The organism is Methylobacterium currus, assembly GCF_003058325.1.
Taxonomy (GTDB): domain Bacteria; phylum Pseudomonadota; class Alphaproteobacteria; order Rhizobiales; family Beijerinckiaceae; genus Methylobacterium; species Methylobacterium currus.
On the sequence record NZ_CP028843.1, the window covers coordinates 453,179 to 473,629 of the forward strand.

Below are 20,451 nucleotides of genomic sequence, written 5' to 3' on the forward strand. Positions count from 1 at the left end.
TTTCATGGCCGAGGATCGGGGCCCGATCCGCCGGGCGCCGACGATGCGCGACGTGTCGCGCCTCGCCGGCGTCTCGCCGATGACGGTCTCGCGGACGCTCGCCGATCCCGCCCGCGTCTCGGAGGAGGCGCGGGCCCGGGTGCTCGCGGCGGTGGACCGGCTCGGCTACGTGCCGGATCGGGGGGCGGGAGGCCTGTCGTCGCGGCGCACCGGCTTCGTCGCCCTGATCGTCCCGTCGCTGACCAACCCGAACTTCGCCGACACCGCCGCCGGCCTCACGGCCGCGATGCGCCCGCACGGCTACCAGCCCCTGATCGGCGTCACCGGCTACTCGGTGGCCGAGGAGGAGGTGGTGCTGCGCGCGATGCTGTCGCGCCGCCCGGACGCGATCGTCGTGTCGGGCATGCACCGCTCCGCCGCCGCCCGGGACCTGCTGGCCCGCGCCGGCGTGCCGGTGGTGGAGATCTGGGACCGGCCCGAGGCGCCGGTCGACCGGGCGGTGGGCTTCTCCAATCACGAGGCCGGCCGGCTCGCCGCCCGGACCCTGATCGGCCTCGGCGCCACCCGCATCGCCGGGCTCGGTCCGGAGCGGACCGGCGAGGCCCGGGACTTCCGCGGCGAGGAGCGCCTGCGCGGCCTGCGCGATGCGCTGCGCGAGGCTGGTCTTCCGGACGACCTCATCCTGCATCACGGCCGGGCGGCGGGGACCTTCGCGCATGGCGCCGAGGCGATGGCCGCATTGCTGGCCCGCGGCGGCGCGGAAGCGGTCTTCCTCGTCTCCGACATCTCGGCCTTCGGCGCCCTGACGGAGTGCCAGCGGCGCGGCATCCGGGTGCCGCAGGACGTCCGGATCCTCGGCTTCGGCGATGTCGAGATCGGCCGCCACTGCATCCCGCGGCTCTCGACCATCGCGGTCGATGCCGGCGAGATCGGGCGGCGGACAGGTGCGCTGCTGATCGACCTCCTCGACGGCGAGGCGAGGGAGCCGGCGGTGGTCGATCTGGGGTTCCGGCTCGTCCTGCGGGAGAGCACCGGTTAGGCAATCCCGGTCCAGGGAGAGCCGCCCGACAAAGATTCGTTAGGATTTGACCGATAGGGTCAACCCGGTCGAAAGAATCGAGCCGCCCGGCGGAGGCGACGTGACGCCGCCTCCGGATCGTTCGGCGAGCCCCGAAACCAGACCTACCGGAAACCCACGGCCTTGCGGTCGCGCTTGCGTTCGGCGGCGGGCTGGTAGGCGATGCGGCTGTGGTGGGTGCAATAGGGCAGGCCGGTGATCGCACGGTCGCCGCAGAAGCGGAAATCCGGCGTGGACGGGTCGCCCATCGGCCAGCGGCACATGAATTCCCGCAGCTCCATGATGGTGACGCGGGCGCTCTCCGGCAGCGCGACCTCCGTACAGGGCGGTGCGGCCTGAACCAGGGCGAGGGCCGGCGGCGCGGGGGCCAGCACGGACGGCGTCTCGGCCACGGGAGCGGACTCGGCCTCGCTCCGAGGCCGGCGGCCGACGGCCGGCGCGGCGCCGTTGCTCTTCAGCACGCGCCCGGCCAGGCCGAGGCGGTGGACCTTGCCGATGACCGCATTGCGGGAGACGCCGCCGATCTCGGCGGCGATCTGGCTGGCGCTGCGGCCGTCGCTCCACAGCCGCTTGAGAAGTTCGACGCGTTCCTTCGTCCAGCTCGGACCCGCATCTGCCATCGCCGCCTCCAATCCCCCGACATCACCCATGGGATCGGCACGCAGCCGCGACGGGCGGCCGTTCGACCGCGCGTTGACTCCGTCCGATCCTGCTGGTGATCGCCGCCACGCCCTGAGCGGTGGCGACGGGGGTGAACCTACAGGACGCCCTAACACCCGCGCAAGAGTCCGCCCCCCGCCGAGGCTGTTTTTCCCACGCGGGCGGGCGGCCTCCGGGACCTGGCCGAGTTGCGCGGCCGGTCCGCCGAACGACCCGGCGGGGCCGGATGGCGAGCCTGGATCATCGTTGTCTGCCAATGGTTTGCCCGAATACCGGCGCGCGTCCGGCATACCGGGGTACCGCATCTTGGCAGGTCCCGGCGCCGCCACGGCGTATAACAATCTTAGGTTGTATATACGGTCGTCGACAAGCGTGGCCGTCGTGCCACGGCCCGGACAGGGCCGCCGGCGATCGGCCGGGGCCGGAACGTTGCCGGGCGCCCGGGCGGGTCCTATCTTGAGAGAACCACCAGGGCCGACGCCAGCACCGACGGCCGCTCCGGGAGACCTCATGCGATCACTCCTCGCGTGCGTCCTGCTCGCGCTCTCGTCGCCCGTTCTGGCGGCGGAGGCGGTGCACCTCGCGCCTCATCGTGCCGTCTACGACCTGTCTCTGTCCGGCAGTTCCGGCACCCGCGCGGTCGAGAGCGCCCGCGGCCGGATCGTGTTCGATTTCTCCGGCGATGCCTGCAAGGGCTTCGCCCTGCAATACCGGCAGGTGACGGTGCTGGAGAGCTCGGAGAGCGGCACCCGCACCTCCGACCTGCGCAACACCACCTTCGAGAGCGGCGACGGGCGCAGCTTCCGCTTCCGCACCCAGTCCGACCTCAACGGCAAGGCGGCGGCCCCGGTCGACGGCAATGCCGAGCGCGGCGACAAGGGCCTCGACATCACCCTCAAGCAGCCCAAGCGCGGCGAGATGGCGGTGCCGGGCGAGGTGCTGTTCCCGGCTGCCCATATGCGGCGGCTGATCGAGGCCGCCCGGGCCGGGCAATCCACCGTCGCCGTGAAGGTGTTCGACGGCTCGGATGACGGCCGCAAGGTCTACGACACCCTGGCGGTGATCGGCCCGCAGCGCGCCCCCGCAAAGCCCGACGCATCATCCGATCTCCGCCCGCCCGATGCGCCGAAACCCGCCGCCGCCCCGGTCGAGGCGCCCCTGCGCGAGGGCGCGATGGCGTCGATGCCGCACTGGCCCGTGACCCTGAGCTACTTCTCGCCGGGGGAGGGGGAGCGGACCCCGGTCTATGTGCTGGCCTTCGACCTCTACGAGAACGGCGTCAGCGGCACGCTGCGCCTCGATTACGGCGAGTTCTCGCTGAAGGGCGAGCTGTCGCGCATCGATCTCACGCCGGAGAGCAAGGACTGCAAGTAGGACCGGGAGTGCCAGGACCGGAGCTGAGGCCGGAACCGTCAGCGCGGTTCCCGCTCCGGCCGATCTCCGCCCTCACGGTCCTTGCCGTCCCTGGCCTGCGGCGCGAAGCCGAGCCCGCGCTGCACCGCCGCCGCGCCGAACCGCTCGCGCAGGGCGTCGATCGCCGCCGCCCGGCTCGCGTCGCGGACGGCCGAGACGTCGGCGAGGTCGCCCCGGTCGGCATGGGCCGCATCGCAGAGGTCGCCGGCCCCGATGCCGATCAGCCGGTAGGCGGTGCCGTCGCAGGAGTCGCGCAGCAGCGCCTCGGCCGGGCGAAACAGCCGCTCGGCGACCTGAGTCGGGGCGAGACCCGAGCGGGTGCGGGTGCGCAGGCGGAAATCGCGGTCCTTCAGCTTCAGCGTCACGCTGCCGGCGGCGAGATCGGCCCGCTTCAGGCGCCGCGCCACCGTCTCGCACAGCCGCCACAGGACCGGCCGCAGGGCCTCGAAGGCGCGCAGGTCCTCCGCGAAGGTGGTCTCGCCGGAGATGCTCTTCGCCTCCCGCCGCGGCTGCACCGGGCGCCGGTCCTCGCCGCGGGAGAGCGCGAGGAGGCGGGCGGCGTCGCGCCCGAGGCCGGCATGCAGCCGCTCCGGCGCGATCCGGCCGATCTCGCCGATCCGCTGGATGCCGAGGGCGGCGAGGCGCTCGGCCGCCGCCTGACCGATGCCGGGCAGGATCCGCACCGGCCGCGGCGCCAGGAAGGCCTCGGCCTCCGCCCGGCCGATGATCGAGAAGCCGCGCGGCTTCTCGAGGTCCGAGGCGATCTTGGCCAGGAACTTGTTGGGCGCGAGGCCGACCGAGACGGTGATGCCGATCTCCGATTCGACCCTGCGGGCGAATCGCGCCAGCGTCACCGCGGGCGAGGCCCCGTGCAGCCGCTCGGTGCCCGACAGGTCGAGGAAGGCCTCGTCGATCGAAACCGGCTCGACCAGCGGCGTGAGCGCCTGCATCATCGCCCGCACCTGCCGGCCGACCCGGGCGTATTTCTCCATGTCGGGCCGCAGCACCACCGCGTCCGGGCAGGCCTCGAGGGCGCGGAACATCGGCATCGCCGAGTGCACGCCGCGGATGCGGGCGATGTAGCAGGCGGTCGAGACCACCCCGCGCCGGCCCCCGCCGATGATCAGCGGCCGGTCGCGCAGGGAGGGATCGTCGCGCTTCTCGACCGCGGCGTAGAACGCGTCGCAATCGACATGCGCGATGGCGAGCGCGTCCCGTTCCGGGTGGGCGAGCAGGCGCGGCGAGCCGCAGGCCCGGCAGCGCGGGGCGTCGCCCGGCGGGCCCGCCCCGCAATCGCGGCAGAGCGGCCCCCCGCTCACGCGCCGAACTCGCCCGGGTCCTCGGGCGGCCCGAGGCGCCGCCAGGCCTGGGTGATCTGCTCCGGCGGCACCTCCAGGGCCGCGGCGCAGGCCAGTAGCAGCTCCTCGTCCGCCACCACGTGATCGAGGAGGCCCGCGACGAGGTCAGGGCTGTTGGCCGCCTGCCGCAGCGCATCCGGCGAGAGACCGGAACTCTCCATGAACCTGAGCAATCGCCCGGGCTCGCCGGTGACGTAGGCGAAGACGCGGGTCCCCAGCGCCTCCGCGGCGGATTCACTCAGCACTCCGCCACGGGGACCGGACCCCCTGGCAAATCCATCGAATTTGCGTTTCATCAACATGTGCCGCTTAACAGTGTTGCGGTTCCGGGCGCAGCCGGGGTGTGATGCGGCCCGCTGGAGCGCCGGAGACAGTGAGCCATGACGAAGACGGTGCTCATCGTCGAGGATAACGAGCTGAACATGAAGCTTTTCAACGACTTGTTGGAAGCTCACGGCTACGCGACCCTCAAGACGGCCAACGGGATCGAGGCGATCGAGCTGGCGCGCCGGCATCGGCCTGACCTGATCCTGATGGACATTCAGCTCCCCGAGGTGTCGGGCCTCGAGGTCACTAAATGGCTCAAGGAGGACGACGAGCTCAAGAGCATCCCGGTGATCGCCATCACGGCCTTCGCCATGAAGGGTGACGAGGAGCGCATCCGCGAGGGAGGCTGCGAGGCCTACCTGTCCAAGCCCATCTCGGTCGCGAAGTTCCTCGCGACGGTCCGCACCTATGTCGGCGACGAGCGCCAGAGCTGAGCAGAGCTGAGAGGGGCCTGGCCTTCCATGTCGGCACGTGTTCTCATCGTCGACGATCTCTTTCCGAACATCAAATTGCTCGAGACGAAATTGACCGTCGAGTATTTCGACGTCGTCTCGGCGATGAACGGGCCCGATGCGCTCGCGGTGTGTGAGAAGGGATTGTGCGACATCGTGCTGCTCGACGTGATGATGCCGGGCATGGACGGGTTCGAGGTGTGCCGGCGGATCAAGTCGACGCCGTCCATGGCGCATCTGCCGGTGGTGATGGTGACGGCCCTCGACCAGCCGAGCGACCGCCTGCGCGGGCTCGATGCCGGCGCCGACGATTTTCTCACCAAGCCGATCGACGACACCGCCCTGATGGCCCGGGTGCGCAGCCTGGTGCGGCTGAAGGCGGTGACCGACGAGCTGCGCAGCCGCGCCATGGCGTCGCGGGTCGGCGATCCGCTGGCGGCGGCCACCGCCGAGACCGGGCACAACGCCAACGTGCTGGTCGTCGAGGATCGCCCCTCCTCCGCCGAGCGCCTCGCGGCGGCGCTCGGCCAGTACCATTGCGTCGAGACGGTGGCCTCGCCGCAGGAGGCGCTGCAGCGGGCCAAGGCCGGCGATTACGACGTGGTGCTGGTGAGCCTCGACCTCGAGGGCCATGACGGCCTGCGCCTGTGCAGCCAGCTCCGCTCCCTCGACCGCACCCGCACGGTGCCGGTCGTCATGATGGCGGATCCGCATGACCGGGCGCGAATCATGCGCGGCCTCGATCTCGGCGTGCACGATTACCTGGTCCGCCCGATCGACCGCAACGAACTCGTGGCCCGGGTCCGCACCCAGGTGAAGCGCAAGCGCTTCTCGCACTCGCTGCGCGAATCGGTGCAGGCCTCGATGGACCTCGCGGTGACCGACGGGCTCACCGGCCTGCACAACCGGCGCTACCTCGACAGCTATCTCGGCGGCTTGTTCGCCGAGCCGTCCTTGCGCGATCGGTCGGTGGCCCTGCTGATCCTCGACATCGACCGCTTCAAGTCGATCAACGACCGTTTCGGCCACGATGCCGGCGACGAGGTGCTGAAGGAATTCGCCAACCGCATCCGGGCCCAGACCCGCGGCATCGACGTGGTGGCGCGCTTCGGCGGCGAGGAGATCGTGGTGGTGGTGCCCGATACCGGGCTCGATGCCGCCCGCCAGGTCGCCGAGCGCATCCGCGAGCGGATCGAGGCGGCGGCGTTCCTGGTCCAGCGCGGCACCGGCGCCATCGACGTCACGGTTTCGATCGGCGTCGCCGCCCGCCAGCCGGAGGATGCCGACCCGGCCCAGATCCTCAAGCGCGCCGACCTCGCGCTCTACCAGGCCAAGCAGGCCGGCCGGAACCGGGTGGTGGCCGCCGTCGCGGCGTGACCGGCCGATCACTCGGTGCCGGATGAGGCGGGGGCCCTCCTCCCCGCGAGTCGAGGGGCGCGGACGCCCCCCACCGGCTCTCACGCCGCTGCGAGCCCCGCCAAAACCTCCCCCAGCACCCCCGGCATCATCTCCGGCAGGTCCTCCGAGATCAGCCCCGGCCCGTGCCGGCGCGCGGCCGCGGCGTGGAGCCAGACCGCGGCGGCGGCGGCCTCGGCGGGCGCCATGCCCTGGGCGAGCAGGCCGCCGATGAAGCCGCACAGCACGTCGCCGCTGCCGGCGGTGCCGAGCCAGGGCGTGCCGTTGGGGTTGATGGCGGCGCGGCCGTCCGGTGCGGCGATCACCGTGTCGGCCCCTTTCAGCACCACGACGGCGCCGAGATGGGCCGCGGCCGCCCGCGCCCGAGCGAGCTTCGAGCCCTCCATCGGCACCGCCGCCACGCCCTTGAACAGGCGCGCGAACTCGCCCTCGTGCGGGGTCGCGACCGCCTGGCCCCCGCCCGTCGCGATCATCTCCGCGAGCTCGTCGGCCTTACCGGAAAAGCTCGTCAGGGCGTCCGCGTCGAGGACGAGGCCGCGACCGGCTTCCGTCGCGACCCGCACGAGGTCGCGGGTCGGGGCGCCGGTGCCGAGGCCCGGGCCGGCGACGATCACGTTGAGGCGCTCGTCGGTGAGCGCGTCGTCGAGGTCGTCGGCGCCGTCGCAGGGGCGCAGCATGATCGCAGTGAGCTGGGCGGCGTTCTCGGGCAAAGCCGGGGTCGGGGACAGCACGGTGACGAGGCCGGCGCCGATCCGCACGGCGCCGCGGGCGGCGAGCCGCGCCGCGCCGGTGCGGTGAGCGGGCCCCGACAGCACCACCGCGTGGCCGCGGGTATATTTGTGGCTGTCCCCCGCCAGGCGCGGGAAGGCGGCGCCCCAGAGGTCCGGGCCGTTGACGTGGGCCTTCGGCCTGATCCCCGCCACGATGGCGTCCGGGATGCCGATCCCGGCGACCGTCACCGGGCCGCACAGGCGCCGGCCGGGCAGGAGCAGGTGGCCGGGCTTGCGCCGGACGAAGGTGACGGTCTCGGTGGCGGAGACGACCGGACCGGCGGAGGCTCCGGTATCGCCATCGAGGCCCGAGGGCACGTCGACCGCCAGCACCGGCACGCCCGCCCCGTTGACCCGCCCGACGAGCGCCGCAGCGTCGCCCTCGAGCGGGCGGGACAGGCCCGCCCCGAACAGCGCGTCGATCACCAGGGCGAAGCCCGCCGGCTCGGCCGCGGCGGCGTCAGCCACCGGGCCCTTCCATTCGGACGCCGCCGCGGCGGCGTCTCCCGTCAAAGCCGCGACCGTGCCGAGCAGCGCCACCTCGACCGCGACCCCCGCCTCGGCCAGCCGCGTCGCGGCGACGAACCCGTCGCCGCCGTTGTTGCCCGGCCCGCACAGGACCAGGATTTTGCCGAGGCCCTTGCCGTCACCGGCGAGCGCCCGGGCGCGCTCCGCCACGGCCGCGCCGGCGCGGCGCATCAGCGTCAGGCCCGGCGTTCCGGCTTGGATCGCCGCGGCATCCGCCCGCCGCATCTCGTCGGTGGTGAGCAACTCGGTCCCGGCCATCGCATCATACTCCGAGAAGCGCCCGGGCGCGGCAGCTTTGCCGCGGCACCGGGCTTGAGAACGGCGGATTGCGCAACAAACGCGCAGAGATTGCTTATCGATTAGGCATTCCCGGTCCGGTCCGGGGAAATCCCCCGTGGCGGTCGGCGCGGCGCGATGCTAGGAATGCCGCCGGAACCGTTGCAGACCAGGCCCGCCCGGCATGAAGAAGATCGAAGCGATCATCAAGCCCTTCAAGCTCGACGAGGTGAAGGAGGCCCTGCAGGAGGTCGGCCTCCAGGGCATCACGGTGATCGAGGCCAAGGGCTTCGGCCGCCAGAAGGGCCATACGGAGCTCTACCGGGGCGCCGAGTACGTGGTCGACTTCCTGCCCAAGGTGAAGCTCGAGATCGTGCTCCCCGACACGCTGGTGGACGGCGCCGTCGAGGCGATCCGCAAGTCGGCCCAGACCGGCCGCATCGGGGACGGCAAGATCTTCGTCTCCTCGATCGAGGAAGCGATCCGTATCCGCACGGGCGAGACCGGCTCGGACGCGATCTGACGCGCATCCTGCCATCATCTGCCGCCCTCATCTGCGACGACGAAAACCGCGGCCTGACATCCAGGACCGCGGCTTTGTGGCGGCCCTGCCGCCGCTCTAGGAAGGGGTCAAACGAGAATGTCTAAGACCGCGACGGACGTCCTCAAGGAAATCAAGGAAAACGACGTCAAGTACGTCGATTTCCGCTTCACCGATCCGCGGGGCAAGTGGCAGCACGTCACCTTCGACGTGTCGCTGGTCGACGAGGACATCTTCGCCGAAGGCACGATGTTCGACGGCTCGTCGATCGCCGGCTGGAAGGCGATCAACGAATCCGACATGCTGCTGATGCCGGACCCGGCGACGGCCTGCATGGACCCGTTCTTCTCGGCCTCGACCATGTCGATCGTCTGCGACGTGCTCGAGCCCGCGACCGGCGAGCCCTACGGCCGCGACCCCCGCGGCATCGCCAAGAAGGCCGAGGCCTTCGTGAAGGCCAGCGGCATCGGCGACACCATCTTCGTCGGCCCCGAGGCCGAGTTCTTCGTCTTCGACGACGTGCGCTTCTCCGCCGACCCGTACCATACCGGCTTCAAGCTCGATTCGGTCGAGCTGCCGATCAACGGCCAGACCGAGTACGAGGGCGGCAACCTCGGCCACCGCGTCCAGATCAAGGGCGGCTACTTCCCGGTCCCGCCGCAGGATTCGGCCCAGGACATGCGCGGCGAGATGCTGGCCGCCATGCAGTCGATGGGCGTCAAGGTCGAGAAGCACCATCACGAGGTCGCCTCGGCCCAGCACGAGCTGGGCATGAAGTTCGACACGCTGACCCTGATGGCCGACCATATGCAGATCTACAAGTACTGCATTCACAACGTCGCCCAGAGCTACGGCAAGACCGCGACCTTCATGCCGAAGCCGGTCTACGGCGACAACGGCTCAGGGATGCACGTCCACCAGTCGATCTGGAAGGAAGGCAAGCCGGTCTTCGCCGGCAACAAGTACGCCGACCTGTCCCAGGAATGCCTGTGGTACATCGGCGGCATCATCAAGCACGCCAAGGCGCTCAACGCCTTCACCAACCCGTCGACCAACTCCTACAAGCGGCTGGTCCCGGGCTACGAGGCGCCGGTGCTGCTGGCCTATTCGGCCCGCAACCGCTCGGCCTCGTGCCGGATTCCGTGGACGACCTCGCCGAAGGCCAAGCGCGTCGAGGTCCGCTTCCCCGACCCGATGGCGAACCCCTACCTCGCCTTCGCCGCCATGCTGATGGCCGGCGTCGACGGCATCGTGAACAAGATCGATCCCGGTCCGGCCATGGACAAGGACCTCTACGACCTGCCCCCGGCGGAGCTCAAGGAGATCCCGACCGTGTGCGGCTCGCTCCGTGAGGCCCTCAACAGCCTCGACGCCGACCGCGAGTTCCTCAAGGCCGGCGGCGTGTTCAACGACGACTTCATCAATTCGTTCATCGAGCTGAAGATGACCGAGGTGATGCGGTACGAGATGACCCCGCATCCGATCGAGTTCGTGAACTACTACTCGCTCTGAGCCGAACCGGATTCAGGGACGAGGCAGCGAGGGGGCCGGAGCGATCCGGCCCCTTCCTTTTTGGCATCCGGCTTGCCGTGTCGAGGCGAGACGCCCCGGAGCCCCGATGACCGATCCGACCTCGCCCGCCGCGACCCTGCGCGCGCTCCTCGCCACCCTGGTCAAGGCCGCCCTGATCGCCGACGAGGTCCGCCTCGCCGCGTGGCGCCAGGAGGCGGCCGCGCTGCACGGCCGTCTCGCCGGTCGGGATCTCTCCGGCCTCAAGCTCGACGGGATCTGGATCCTTGCCGTGCGCGAGGCCGAGGCGCCGGCCCTGCGGCCCGACGAGACGCAGGTGTCGCTCACCCTGCCGCAGGCCTGCCCGCTCCCGCTCGACGCCGTCGCGGGACCGGGTTTCCGGTTCGACGAGGCCGTCGGGCGGGTCCGCAAGTCGGCCTCCACCGGGTGAGGCGGAGGCTGGCCGCCGCGATCAGGTCGGCGGCGTGAGCGGAATGCTCTGCGGGAAGTTGAACACGTTGTCCGGGTCGTACCGGCGCTTCACCTCGCAGAGCGTACCGACATTGCCGCCGTAATAAGCGTTGAGCCAGTTCGGCAGGTCACGGCTCGGGAAGTTGACATAGGATTGCGGCGTCACGAAGCGTCGCATATCCTGGAAGTATTCGGTGAGCCAGGCCAGCTGCCGGGTGACCGTGTCGGGCGTGTCGAGCGGGCTCCACGACGCCTCCATCTCCAGGATGAAGTCGCACTCGCGGTGGAAATAGGCCGTGTCGGTCGGACCCACCTTCTTCACCTGGCCGCCGGCGGCGAACAGGATGCCCATATTGTCCTGCCGCAGCGAGCCGCCGGGCCACTTCTCCATCCAGTCGATCATCCTGTTGATCGCGTCGCCGCCGAGCTGGCCGGCGACGTAGCTCGAGCGGATGTCGTAGAGGCCTTCCGGATCGTCGGTGACGAGGTAGTCCCGGGCGCTCCAGTAGTTCATGGCGTTGATCTCGGCGACGACCGGCGTCGCCCGTCTGAGGGGACGCTCCAGGAGGCCCTTGAGCTGGTCCGGCGGGCCGAAGAACTGGCCGAGGGTCTGCACCCGCAGCTCGCCGCGCGTGACCTTGCCGGCCGCCAGCGGCGCGAGCTTGCTGCGGGTCGAGATCAGTGCCGGGTTCTTGAGCTGGATCTCCTGCAGGTCCAGCATCAGCTCGACCTGATGCTCGGCCGGCCAGATAATGTTGAACACCGTCACGTTGCCGACCTCGTGCGGCTCGAAGGTGAACGAGGTGTGCACCGCGAAGTTGCCGCCGCCACCGCCCCGCGCGGCCCAGAACAGCGGCTCGTCCGCGCCGGACCCGGTGATGCCGCGGTGCAGCGTGCCGTCCGCCGTCACCGCATCCGTCGCCCGCAGGGCGTCGCAGGTCAGGCCGTTGCGCGTCGCCGAGAAGCCCCAGCCGCCGCCGAGCACCAGCCCGCTGATGCCCACCGTCGGGCAGCGGCCCGAGGGGACGGCGAGGCCGGTGGCCCGGAAGGCGTCGGCCATGTCCTGGTTGTTGGCGCCGGCCCCGATCGTCACGAGACCGGTCTTCGGGTCGAAGGTGATGCCGCTCATCGGCTTCACGTCGATGAGCAGGCCGCAGGTGGTCGAGAAGCCCGCGTAATTATGCCCGCCGCAGCGGACCGCGAAGGGCTGGTGCTCCTGGCGCGTCCAGTCGATGCAGCGGCACACAGCCTCGTCGCTCGTGCACATCGCGATCGCCCGCGGCAGCACGTCGGCCCAGCGGCCGTTATTCGGCCAGGCGGCGACCAGGAAGCCCGGCTCCCCCGGGAGGATCAGCCGGCTGCCCAGCTTGCGCAGGTCGCGCGCCAGGGCGTCGAGTCCCCGCGGCGGCGGCGGGCAGTCCCGTGCCGCTGCGCCGGGAACCCGGCTGCCGAGGGCGGCCCCGGCCAGGACGGCGCCCGACTGGAACAGCCGGCGCCGGCTGAGGGCGGTGGAACTCCGCGCGGCGAAAGTCTTGATCATGGGAGGCTGGGTCATGGCGCCTGAACTGTGCGAAGCGATTCGGTCCTCGACAATCAGCTGTCGCAGACGCCGCAACGTCAACAGAATGCGGATGGAAAAATCTATTTCATGATTGGGCTTGACGTCGATCGATCATGATCGATCATCATCTCGGCTGATTCGTCGAGCGGGTGGATCTGGCGCAGACGGCGACATTTCTCATCGTCATTCCGAGTCTCGACGAAGTCGAGACCCCGGGATCCATATCCGCCTCGAGTCCCGAATCAGGCGGATGGCGGTCCGCTTCATCCTGGACCGCCAGCGTTCATGGATCCCGGGTCCCGCTGCGCGGCCCCAGGATGACGAAGAGGGTTGCCATGCGGCCGGCCTACGCGAGCAGGCTCTCAGGATCCCGGTGGCAGCGGGGCATCGCCGCACCGGCAACGTTGCCCCGCGGCCGCACTCATCCCATATTTCCGGGTAGCGGCTGCGGCTTGCCCGCCGGGGAGCCGTCGCGTCCCGCCGCCTGGATCGACCTGTTGGCCAAGAGAATTCATCCCAAGGGACTTCACCCGAAGCCGGCGCATGCCGTCCTGCCCACCCGCGAGGCCGTGCTCGCCTTCATCGAGGACTCGCCCCAAAAGGTCGGCAAGCGCGAGATCGCCCAGGCCTTCGGCATCAAAGGCGCGGACAAGATCGAGCTGAAGCGCCTGCTCAAGGAGATGCAGGAGGACGGCGCGATCGAGAAGGACCGCGCCGGCCTGCGCAAGGCCGGCCGGTTGCCGCCGGTCGTCGTCGCCGACATCGATACCCGCCGCGACCGCGACGGCGAGCTGGTCGCACGGCCGGCGCAATGGGATCCGGAGGCCGGGCCCGCCCCCCTCATCACCGTGCTGATGCCGCGCGGGCGCCGCGCCGACGGGCCGGCCCCCGGCACCGGCGACCGGGCGCTCCTGAAGATCGAGCCCGACGGCGACGCGCCCGGGCGCTATCTCGGCCGGGTCATCAAGGTGATCGGCCGCAACAAGGCCGAGACGCTCGGCGTGTTCCGGGCGCTCCCGACCGGGGGCGGGCGGATCGTGCCCGTCGACAAGAAGGCGCAGGGGCGCGAGATCGCGGTGCCGCCGGGCGGGGAGGGCGATGCCCTCGACGGCGACCTCGTCACCGTGACCCTCGGCCGCGAGGACCGGTTCGGGCTGACGCAGGGCCGCGTCAAGGACCGCCTCGGCAGCGTCGGCTCGGAGAAGGCGGTCAGCCTGATCGCGCTCCATGCCCATGGCATCCCGCACGTTTTCCCCCGCGAGGTGCTGGCCGAGGCGGACTCCGCCCGCGAGGTGGGCCTGGAGGGCCGAGAGGACTGGCGCGATCGTCCCCTCGTCACCATCGACCCGCCGGACGCCAAGGATCACGACGACGCCGTGATGGCGGTCCCCGATCCCGATCCGGCCAATCCGGGCGGGTTCGTCGTCACGGTGGCGATCGCGGACGTCGCGGCCTATGTGAGGCCCGGCACCGCCCTCGACCGCGAGGCGCTGGTCCGCGGCAACTCGGTCTACTTCCCCGATCGGGTCGTGCCGATGCTGCCCGAGCGGATCTCGAACGATCTCTGCTCCTTGCGCCCCGGCCAGGACCGGCCGGCCCTCGCCGTCCGCATGACCGTGACGGCGGAGGGGCGGAAAGTTCGCCACAGCTTCCACCGCGTCATGATGCGATCAAGCGCCAAGCTCGCCTACGCGCAGGCGCAAGCGGCCATCGACGGCCGGCCCGACGAGATCACCAGTCCGATCCTGGAGCCGGTGCTCCGCCCGCTCTGGGCCGCCTACCGGGCGCTGGCCGCGGCCCGCGACGCGCGGGGTCCGCTCGCCCTCGACCTGCCCGAGCGCAAGGTGATCCTCAATCCGGAGGGCGGCGTCGACCGGGTGATCGTGCCGGAGCGCCTGGAGGCGCACCGGCTGATCGAGGAGTTCATGATCCAGGCCAACGTCGCGGCGGCCGAGACCCTGGAGGCGAAGGGCCAGCCGCTGATCTACCGCGTCCACGACGAGCCCTCGCTGGAGAAGATGCGGGCGCTCGGCGAGGTCATGGCCTCGATCGGCCTGAAGCTGCCGAAGGAGGCGAACCTCCGGCCCGCCCTGTTCAACCGCATCCTCGGCATGGTGGAGGGCAGCGAGCACAAGCTGTTCCTCAACGAGGTGGTGCTGCGCTCGCAGGCCCAGGCCGTCTACGCCGCCGACAATGCCGGCCATTTCGGCTTGGCCCTGCGCCGCTACGCCCACTTCACCTCGCCGATCCGGCGCTACGCCGACCTGATCGTGCACCGCGCCCTGATCCGGGCGCTGCGGCTCGGCTCGGACGGGCTGCCGCCGGACATGGAGAGCGGCGACCTCGCCGAGATCGGCCAGCAGATCTCGGCCGCCGAGCGCCGCGCCATGGCGGCGGAGCGCGAGACCATCGACCGGCTGATCGCCCACCACCTCGCCGACCGGGTCGGCGCGACCTTCTCCGGCCAGGTCTCGGGCGTGACCCGCTCGGGCCTGTTCATCAAGCTCGACGAGACCGGGGCCGACGGCTTCGTGCCCATCTCGACGCTGGGCGCCGACTATTTCCGCCATGAGGAGGGCCGCCACGCCCTCGTCGGCGAGCGCACCCGCCAGACCTTCCGCCTGGGCGACAAGGTCGAGGTGCAGCTGATGGAGGCGGCGCCGGTGGCCGGGGCCCTGCGCTTCGAGATCGCCGGCGGCGGCCGGGCCGGCGCGCCTGCTCCGGCCCGCGGCGGACCGCGTAAAGGTAGGCCCGCCCCGGCGAACCGGGACAGCCTGACCAAGCGCCGCGGGAGACGCGCATGATCGAGATCCACGCCGGCCCCGCCGCCGAGCCCGCTCCCCCCGCGGGCATTCAGCCGGGCATCCAGCCGGGCATCCAGCCGTCCTGGGCGCTGGCGATGTGGCGCGGCTTCCGCAACCGCTGCCCGCATTGCGGCGAGGGACGGCTGTTCCACCGCTTCCTCAAGGTGCGGGAGACCTGCGAGACCTGCGGGACCGAGCTGCACCACCACCGCGCCGACGACCTGCCGCCCTATCTCGTCATCTTCGTCGTCGGCCACCTTGCCGGGATCGGGATCCTTGAGACCGAGATGCGCCTCGACGTGCCGCTCTGGTTCCAGATGACCTTCTGGCCCGGCCTGGCGCTCATCGCCTCGCTCGCGTTGCTCCAGCCGACCAAGGGGGCGGTGGTCGGGCTGCAATATGCCCTTGGCATGCACGGCTTTTCCGCGATACGCCGCGCCGGGGCTCAGGCAGCGGACGGCTCGAGCCGACATGAGATGGAGACGCGGGATGGCGGCAGGACCGACGGACGGAGCAGCGGCTCCTGAGCGGAAGACGCGGCCGCTGCGGATCCGCAACGCCGCGACGCTGATCATCCTCGACCGCTCCGGCGACGAGCCGAAGGTGCTGATGGGCCGGCGCCACGCCGGCCACAAGTTCATGCCCGGCCTGTTCGTCTTTCCGGGCGGACGGATCGAGCTCGGCGACCGCGCGATGCCGGTGGCCGGCACCCTCAACGACCGGGCCGAGGCCGCCCTGGCCGAAAAGGTCCACCCGCCTCTGTTCCATCTCGGCCGGGTGCTGGCGCTGGCGGCGATCCGCGAGACCTACGAGGAAACCGGCCTGATGGTCGGCTCCCTCGATTACGGCCCGCCCGAGACGGCGCCGCCCGGCGCCTGGTCCGCCTTCCGCGAGGCCGGCGTGATGCCCGACCTCGAAATGCTGCAGTTCGTCGCCCGGGCCATCACCCCGCCCTCCCGGCCCAAGCGCTTCGATACCCGCTTCTTCGCCGTCGACCGCGAGGCGGTGGTGGCCGAGACCCCCGGCATCGTCGGTCCCGATTCCGAGCTGACCGAGCTCGCCTGGGTCGACCTCGCGGCGGCGCGCAAGCTGGATTTGCCGCGCATCACGGGAATCGTGCTCGACGAGCTGGAGGCGCGGCTGGCGGCGGGGTTCGGCCCGATGCTGCCGGTGCCGTTCTTCCGCGACGTCGACGGCGAGCATACGCGGGAAGAACTGTAAGGCGCACGCCGTCGGGGGTGGCCTTCCCGGGCCGCCTGTTCCATATGGGCCGGCCCCGACGGCCAGCCCATCATGACCCGCCTCAACCCCGATTCCGAGTTCGACGCGGCGCGCCTCGCCGCCATCGCGGCCGCCATCGCCTGCGTGGCGGTGGTCGGCGTCGGGCTCAGCCTGTCGATCCCGCTCCTGTCGCTCGAGATGGAGCGGATGGGCCTGTCCAACACCTGGATCGGCGTCAACACGGCGATCGCCGGGGTGGCGAGCATCGTCGTCCTGCCCTTCGTGCCGCGGGTGGCGGCGCGGGTCGGCGTGATGCCGCTGCTGTTCGGCGCCATCGCGGTGGCGGCGGCGGCGCTCGTCGGCTTCCGGGCGGTCTATGACTTCGCCTGGTGGTTCCCGCTGCGCTTCGTGTTCTCGGCGGCCTTGGGCGTGCTGTTCGTGCTCTCCGAGTTCTGGATCAACCAGGCGGCGCCGCCGACGCGGCGCGGCCTGGTGATGGGGGTCTACGCCACCGTGCTGGCGCTCGGTTTCGCCATCGGCCCGGGCCTGCTGCGCTTCCTCGGCACCACCGGCTGGGCGCCGTACCTCGCGGGGGCCGCCCTGTTCTGCGCCGGGACGTTGCCCCTCGTCATGGCCCGCGGCCTCTCGCCGGAGATCCCGCACAAGGGCGGGCGCGGTTTCCTCGGCTACCTGCGGGTCGCGCCCTCGGCGACGCTGGCGGCCCTCGTCTACGGCGCGGTCGAGACCGGGGGGTTCGCCATCCTGCCGATCTACGGCCTGCGGCTCGGCCTCGACGCGGAGCAGGCGGCGGGCCTCGTCAGCCTCGCGGCTTTGGGCAACGTGCTGTTCCAGATTCCGGTCGGCTTCCTCGCCGACAAGGTCGACAAGCGCCGGGTGCTGCTCGCCGCGGCGTTCCTCGGCGCCGTCGGGGCCGCCGCCCTGCCGCTCGGCGCCGAGGACCCGTGGCTTCTGGCCGTCATCCTGTTCGCCTGGGGCGGCATCGCCGGCACGCTCTACACCGTCGGCCTCGCGCATCTCGGCGCCCGCTTCGACGGCGCGGCGCTCGCGGGCGCCAACGCGGCCTTCCTGGTGCTCTACAATATCGGCCTGGTCCTGGGCCCGCCGCTCGTCGGCGGCGGCATGGACCTCGCCTCGCCGCACGGCTTCGCCTGGTCGCTGGCGCTGCTGTTCGTCGCCTATCTCGCGGTGGTCGGCGGGCGGGTGATCCGGGCCGCGCCGTGACGGCGCGGCTCTCGGTCGCCCGGGCTTGACGCCCGGAAGGCGATGGGGCAGGAAGGCGCCGCGTTCTGGCCGGGCCTGCCCGGCCGTTTTGCGTTTCGGTCCTCCGGGCGCAACACCCATCATCCACAAGAGGTCGCGCCATGGCCAAGGCCGTCACCATCAAGATCAAGCTGCTCTCGACCGCCGATACCGGCTATTTCTACGTCACCAAGAAGAACTCGCGGACGAAGACCGACAAGCTGTCGTTCAAGAAGTACGACCCGATCGCGCGTAAGCACGTCGAGTTCAAGGAGACCAAGATCAAGTGATCTTGGGGATGCATGATGCATCATGAAAAAGGCCGCCCGTGAGGGCGGCCTTTTTCCGTTGGGCGGCGTTTCAGCCGAACAGGTACATCGCCCCCGGCAGAGCGACGAAGCCGGCGGCGCAGCCATAGGCGAGCCATAGGCCCGGCCGGCGGGCGGCGAGGCGGCGCAGGCGCTTGGCGGTCGGTCCGGCCTTGACGGAGCGGCCGTTCACGCACGAGCAGAGCAGGTTGTGGGCCTCGCCGGTGCTCAATTCGAAGAAGCGGCGGGCCTCCCCGAAGGTGTCGCTTGCGAGCCCGCTCGCCCGCAGGACCGGATCCGCATAGGCATAGGCGAGCGGCGAGTTGTCGGCCCGGATGCCCGCCCGCATCTTGCGGGGCACGAACTCGATCTCCTCCAGGGTGATGAAGCTGCGGCCGGGATCGCGTTCGAGAATCTCGGCGAAGCGCTCGAGCCGGGCCCGGCGGCCCTCGAGGAGGAGCGGGACCGTCTCGACGTCGGCGATGTCCCGGATGTGGCGAAGCGGCTGATGTTCCATGCTGGGAACCTCATCGATGCGCTGCAGCTCATTGTGCGCTGCTGGTGCACCAGCATGCGCCAAGCATCGCCGCGATGCATGGGCCCACGTTAACACATTCTCTTGATCGATCTTCTGCCAAGCTTGAAGCAGACGGCGGTAAAACCATCGTCTGCAAGGACTTGAATACACCGCCTCAAACGCGGCAGTGCATCATCCGGCAGCCGTCCTGCGACCGCCGGACGCAGGTGGGCCGGAGTCTCAGGTCACCTCGAACCAGCCCCACAGGCCGGTATCGAACCGCTCCAGCGCCGTGGCGCCGATGAGCCAGCGGCCCGGATTGTCGGCCAGGAAGGCGATGCGGGCGGTGCGGCCCTCCAGCAGCTGGAAGGTGTCGAGCCAGTAGGGCTCCCAGCCGTCGTCGAGCGGATGCAGCAGGCGGAAGACGTGGCCGTGCAGGTGCAGCGATTGCGGGAAGGCCGTGGTGTTGGTGAGCGCCAGCACCACCGCGGTGTTGCGCTTGACCGAGAACAGGGGCGGGTTCTCGGCCCGACCGGCAGCGCCGTTCAGCGTCCAGATCCGGGTCGGATCGCCGGTGAAGGTCGGGGCTGCCTCGGGCTTGGCCTTGTCGAACACCGCGCCGCCCGCGATGGCGATGTCGCGCCGGAAGGCGTTCTGCAGCTTGATCTCCGGCGGCAGCAGCTTGTTCTCGCCGATCGGCGCCACCGGCGGCCGGGCCGCGACCGCGTCGCCCTTCGCGACGAGGCGGGCGAGCGGCATGCCGAAGCCGATCAGCGCCACCACGGCGCCCGCCGGTTCGGAGGCCCCCGGCATATCGAGGAGGATGTCGTAGCGGGTGCCGGGCTGGAAGGGGAGGGTGGCCCGCAGCGGCTCGAAGGTGTCGGTCGGCTGCCCATCCACCGCCGCCACCCAGGCCTTCAGGCCGTCGAAGCGGATCCGGGTCGCCCGGGCATTGCAGGCATTGGCGAGGCGCAGGCGCAGGCGGGTGCCCGGTGCGGCCTCGATCAGCTCCGGCACCGGCTTTCCGTTGACGGTGAGCGCGTTGCCGAGCCGGCCGGAGCTTGACGCGAAGGCGACCTGCCCGAAGGCCGCCGGCGTCCCGTCGGCCTCGAGGCGCCAATCCTGCAGGATCAGCGGCACGTCGCGGTCGACGACGGGGGGCTTTGCTTCCTCGACCACCAGCAGCCCGGCGAGCCCGCGCCCGGCAGGCTCGCTCGACCCGCCGACCACGAGGGGACGGATCAGGAAGGTGCCGGCATCCGGCGGGGTGAACTCGTAGAGAAAGCTCGCCCCCGGGGCGACCGGGCTCTGGGTCACCCCGCCGACCCCGTCCATGGCGTTGCGGTTGCGCACCCCGTGCCAGTGCAGCGACAGCGGCCGCCCGGTCTTGTTCTCCAGGCGCAGGCGCAAGGCCTCGCCGAGCTTGACGCGCAGGACCAGCGGTGCCGCCGGTCCGTCGCCTGTGCCGTCGAAGGCCCAGACCGGGGTCTCGGGCGCCGGCTCCGGCTTGATCCGCGCCTTGAGGGGCGCCGCGATCAGGGATCGCGCCTCGGCCGCGCCGGGTGCCGGCTGGGGTGTGGTCCCGGACGTGCCGCCTTGCGCCCGGGCGAGGGCCGGCGCGAGGGAGAGGGCGGCGCCGGCGAGCAGCGCGCGGCGCGAGGGCGGCAGGGACGACGGCATGGCACCTCGCTGAACGGAATCTTTTTCGCGCGGGGCGGTGGGCCTGCCGCGGGAACCCGCCTTGTAGCCGGGCTGCCGGCGCGGGGCGAGGCGTGGCCTAAAATTCTTGCTGCGTGACCGATCGACCATGCTATAGAGCCGCGCCCGGGCGCGTAAGGCCTCGGGCGCGAGCGTCGCGGGCGTGGCGGAATTGGTAGACGCGCTGGATTTAGGTTCCAGTGACGAGAGTCGTGGGGGTTCGAGCCCCTCCGCCCGCACCATCTCCGCCAGGCGACACGACGGATTGGGTTCAAGCAGCAGT

General features: G+C 71.1%; 19 protein-coding genes and 1 tRNA gene. 13 read left to right on the top strand and 7 right to left on the bottom strand.

From position 1 onward, the window contains the following. The first annotated feature begins 43 nt into the window (after window positions 1-43). A complete protein-coding gene (locus tag DA075_RS02120; RefSeq protein WP_099956347.1) occupies window positions 44-1,039 on the top strand; it encodes a LacI family DNA-binding transcriptional regulator in 996 nt (331 codons plus the stop codon). A gap of 143 nt (window positions 1,040-1,182) precedes the next feature. Here DA075_RS02120 and DA075_RS02125 read toward each other — a convergent pair whose 3' ends face one another. Continuing rightward, window positions 1,183-1,698: a GcrA family cell cycle regulator gene (locus DA075_RS02125; protein WP_099951804.1), complete on the bottom strand. Its 516-nt coding sequence runs from the start codon at window positions 1,696-1,698 to the stop codon at window positions 1,183-1,185. A 550-nt stretch (window positions 1,699-2,248) separates the two neighbouring features. Between DA075_RS02125 and DA075_RS02130 the strand changes: the two genes are divergently transcribed. Next, complete coding sequence (locus tag DA075_RS02130; protein WP_099951805.1) at window positions 2,249-3,112, top strand: cell envelope integrity EipB family protein; 864 nt, start codon at window positions 2,249-2,251, stop codon at window positions 3,110-3,112. Between the two features lie 38 nt (window positions 3,113-3,150). Here DA075_RS02130 and DA075_RS02135 read toward each other — a convergent pair whose 3' ends face one another. Together DA075_RS02135 and DA075_RS02140 are read right to left on the bottom strand one after the other, a co-directional pair. Beyond that, entirely contained in the window at window positions 3,151-4,470 is a 1,320-nt protein-coding gene (locus DA075_RS02135; RefSeq protein WP_099951806.1) for a DNA polymerase IV, read from the bottom strand. Next, on the bottom strand, window positions 4,467-4,754 hold the full coding sequence (locus tag DA075_RS02140) for a DUF3572 domain-containing protein (protein ID WP_244936484.1): 288 nt from the start codon (window positions 4,752-4,754) through the stop codon (window positions 4,467-4,469). The genes DA075_RS02135 and DA075_RS02140 overlap by 4 nt, the downstream gene beginning before the upstream one ends. A 135-nt stretch (window positions 4,755-4,889) precedes the next feature. Between DA075_RS02140 and DA075_RS02145 the strand changes: the two genes are divergently transcribed. Together DA075_RS02145 and DA075_RS02150 are read left to right on the top strand one after the other, a co-directional pair. Then, on the top strand, window positions 4,890-5,270 hold the full coding sequence (locus DA075_RS02145) for a response regulator (RefSeq protein WP_093570411.1): 381 nt from the start codon (window positions 4,890-4,892) through the stop codon (window positions 5,268-5,270). Between the two features lie 27 nt (window positions 5,271-5,297). Beyond that, on the top strand, window positions 5,298-6,665 hold the full coding sequence (locus DA075_RS02150) for a PleD family two-component system response regulator (protein WP_099951807.1): 1,368 nt from the start codon (window positions 5,298-5,300) through the stop codon (window positions 6,663-6,665). Between the two features lie 80 nt (window positions 6,666-6,745). Here the strand turns inward: DA075_RS02150 and DA075_RS02155 are convergent, their stop codons facing one another. Continuing rightward, window positions 6,746-8,260 (bottom strand): NAD(P)H-hydrate dehydratase, encoded by a 1,515-nt coding sequence (locus DA075_RS02155; protein WP_099951808.1) that lies wholly within the window; start codon window positions 8,258-8,260, stop codon window positions 6,746-6,748. A gap of 202 nt (window positions 8,261-8,462) precedes the next feature. Between DA075_RS02155 and DA075_RS02160 the strand changes: the two genes are divergently transcribed. The 3 genes from DA075_RS02160 to DA075_RS02170 all read left to right on the top strand — a co-directional run bounded on the left by DA075_RS02160 (window position 8,463) and on the right by DA075_RS02170 (window position 10,779). Beyond that, window positions 8,463-8,801 (top strand): P-II family nitrogen regulator, encoded by a 339-nt coding sequence (locus DA075_RS02160; RefSeq protein WP_048427121.1) that lies wholly within the window; start codon window positions 8,463-8,465, stop codon window positions 8,799-8,801. Window positions 8,802-8,918: 117 nt separating this feature from the next. Beyond that, on the top strand, window positions 8,919-10,331 hold the full coding sequence (gene glnA / locus DA075_RS02165; protein ID WP_099951809.1) for a type I glutamate--ammonia ligase: 1,413 nt from the start codon (window positions 8,919-8,921) through the stop codon (window positions 10,329-10,331). A 106-nt stretch (window positions 10,332-10,437) separates the two neighbouring features. Beyond that, window positions 10,438-10,779: a hypothetical protein gene (locus DA075_RS02170; protein WP_099951810.1), complete on the top strand. Its 342-nt coding sequence runs from the start codon at window positions 10,438-10,440 to the stop codon at window positions 10,777-10,779. Window positions 10,780-10,800: 21 nt separating this feature from the next. On the opposite strand, the gene DA075_RS02175 is transcribed toward DA075_RS02170, so the two are convergent. After that, the gene (locus DA075_RS02175; protein ID WP_099951811.1) at window positions 10,801-12,339 is read right to left on the bottom strand and encodes an FAD-binding oxidoreductase; all 1,539 of its coding nucleotides are present in this window, start codon (window positions 12,337-12,339) and stop codon (window positions 10,801-10,803) included. Window positions 12,340-12,857: 518 nt separating this feature from the next. Between DA075_RS02175 and rnr the strand changes: the two genes are divergently transcribed. The 5 genes from rnr to rpmG all read left to right on the top strand — a co-directional run bounded on the left by rnr (window position 12,858) and on the right by rpmG (window position 17,935). Continuing rightward, window positions 12,858-15,164 (top strand): ribonuclease R, encoded by a 2,307-nt coding sequence (rnr, locus tag DA075_RS02180; RefSeq protein ID WP_099951812.1) that lies wholly within the window; start codon window positions 12,858-12,860, stop codon window positions 15,162-15,164. 95 nt (window positions 15,165-15,259) lie between these two features. Further along, the gene (locus DA075_RS02185; RefSeq protein WP_232388661.1) at window positions 15,260-15,691 is read left to right on the top strand and encodes a DUF983 domain-containing protein; all 432 of its coding nucleotides are present in this window, start codon (window positions 15,260-15,262) and stop codon (window positions 15,689-15,691) included. Continuing rightward, window positions 15,654-16,385, top strand: coding sequence for an NUDIX hydrolase (locus tag DA075_RS02190; RefSeq protein ID WP_164712187.1), 732 nt, complete (start codon window positions 15,654-15,656; stop codon window positions 16,383-16,385). Before DA075_RS02185 ends, DA075_RS02190 begins: the two co-directional genes overlap by 38 nt. A 72-nt stretch (window positions 16,386-16,457) precedes the next feature. Further along, window positions 16,458-17,627, top strand: coding sequence for an MFS transporter (locus DA075_RS02195; protein ID WP_099951815.1), 1,170 nt, complete (start codon window positions 16,458-16,460; stop codon window positions 17,625-17,627). Window positions 17,628-17,767: 140 nt separating this feature from the next. Continuing rightward, the gene (rpmG, locus tag DA075_RS02200; protein ID WP_048427126.1) at window positions 17,768-17,935 is read left to right on the top strand and encodes a 50S ribosomal protein L33; all 168 of its coding nucleotides are present in this window, start codon (window positions 17,768-17,770) and stop codon (window positions 17,933-17,935) included. A 70-nt stretch (window positions 17,936-18,005) separates the two neighbouring features. Here rpmG and DA075_RS02205 read toward each other — a convergent pair whose 3' ends face one another. Both DA075_RS02205 and DA075_RS02210 read right to left on the bottom strand, forming a co-directional pair. After that, a complete protein-coding gene (locus tag DA075_RS02205; RefSeq protein WP_099951816.1) occupies window positions 18,006-18,470 on the bottom strand; it encodes a hypothetical protein in 465 nt (154 codons plus the stop codon). Between the two features lie 240 nt (window positions 18,471-18,710). Then, entirely contained in the window at window positions 18,711-20,150 is a 1,440-nt protein-coding gene (locus tag DA075_RS02210) for a multicopper oxidase family protein (protein ID WP_099951817.1), read from the bottom strand. Between the two features lie 175 nt (window positions 20,151-20,325). Here DA075_RS02210 and DA075_RS02215 point away from each other — a divergent pair. Next, window positions 20,326-20,410, top strand: a tRNA-Leu gene (locus DA075_RS02215). Window positions 20,411-20,451: the final 41 nt, after the last annotated feature.

Excerpts from the sequence above, each read along its gene's own strand:
- DA075_RS02190 (WP_164712187.1), top strand. The coding sequence starts at position 15,654 with ATGGCGGCAGGACCGACGGACGGAGCAGCGGCTCCTGAGCGGAAGACG.
- DA075_RS02160 (WP_048427121.1), top strand. The coding sequence starts at position 8,463 with ATGAAGAAGATCGAAGCGATCATCAAGCCCTTCAAGCTCGACGAGGTG.
- rpmG (WP_048427126.1), top strand. The coding sequence starts at position 17,768 with ATGGCCAAGGCCGTCACCATCAAGATCAAGCTGCTCTCGACCGCCGAT.
- glnA (WP_099951809.1), top strand. The coding sequence starts at position 8,919 with ATGTCTAAGACCGCGACGGACGTCCTCAAGGAAATCAAGGAAAACGAC.
- DA075_RS02120 (WP_099956347.1), top strand. The coding sequence starts at position 44 with ATGCGCGACGTGTCGCGCCTCGCCGGCGTCTCGCCGATGACGGTCTCG.
- DA075_RS02195 (WP_099951815.1), top strand. The coding sequence starts at position 16,458 with ATGACCCGCCTCAACCCCGATTCCGAGTTCGACGCGGCGCGCCTCGCC.
- DA075_RS02125 (WP_099951804.1), bottom strand. The coding sequence starts at position 1,698 with ATGGCAGATGCGGGTCCGAGCTGGACGAAGGAACGCGTCGAACTTCTC.
- DA075_RS02175 (WP_099951811.1), bottom strand. The coding sequence starts at position 12,339 with ATGATCAAGACTTTCGCCGCGCGGAGTTCCACCGCCCTCAGCCGGCGC.
- DA075_RS02150 (WP_099951807.1), top strand. The coding sequence starts at position 5,298 with ATGTCGGCACGTGTTCTCATCGTCGACGATCTCTTTCCGAACATCAAA.
- DA075_RS02185 (WP_232388661.1), top strand. The coding sequence starts at position 15,260 with ATGTGGCGCGGCTTCCGCAACCGCTGCCCGCATTGCGGCGAGGGACGG.
- DA075_RS02130 (WP_099951805.1), top strand. The coding sequence starts at position 2,249 with ATGCGATCACTCCTCGCGTGCGTCCTGCTCGCGCTCTCGTCGCCCGTT.
- DA075_RS02145 (WP_093570411.1), top strand. The coding sequence starts at position 4,890 with ATGACGAAGACGGTGCTCATCGTCGAGGATAACGAGCTGAACATGAAG.
- DA075_RS02205 (WP_099951816.1), bottom strand. The coding sequence starts at position 18,470 with ATGGAACATCAGCCGCTTCGCCACATCCGGGACATCGCCGACGTCGAG.
- DA075_RS02155 (WP_099951808.1), bottom strand. The coding sequence starts at position 8,260 with ATGGCCGGGACCGAGTTGCTCACCACCGACGAGATGCGGCGGGCGGAT.
- DA075_RS02170 (WP_099951810.1), top strand. The coding sequence starts at position 10,438 with ATGACCGATCCGACCTCGCCCGCCGCGACCCTGCGCGCGCTCCTCGCC.
- DA075_RS02210 (WP_099951817.1), bottom strand. The coding sequence starts at position 20,150 with ATGCCGTCGTCCCTGCCGCCCTCGCGCCGCGCGCTGCTCGCCGGCGCC.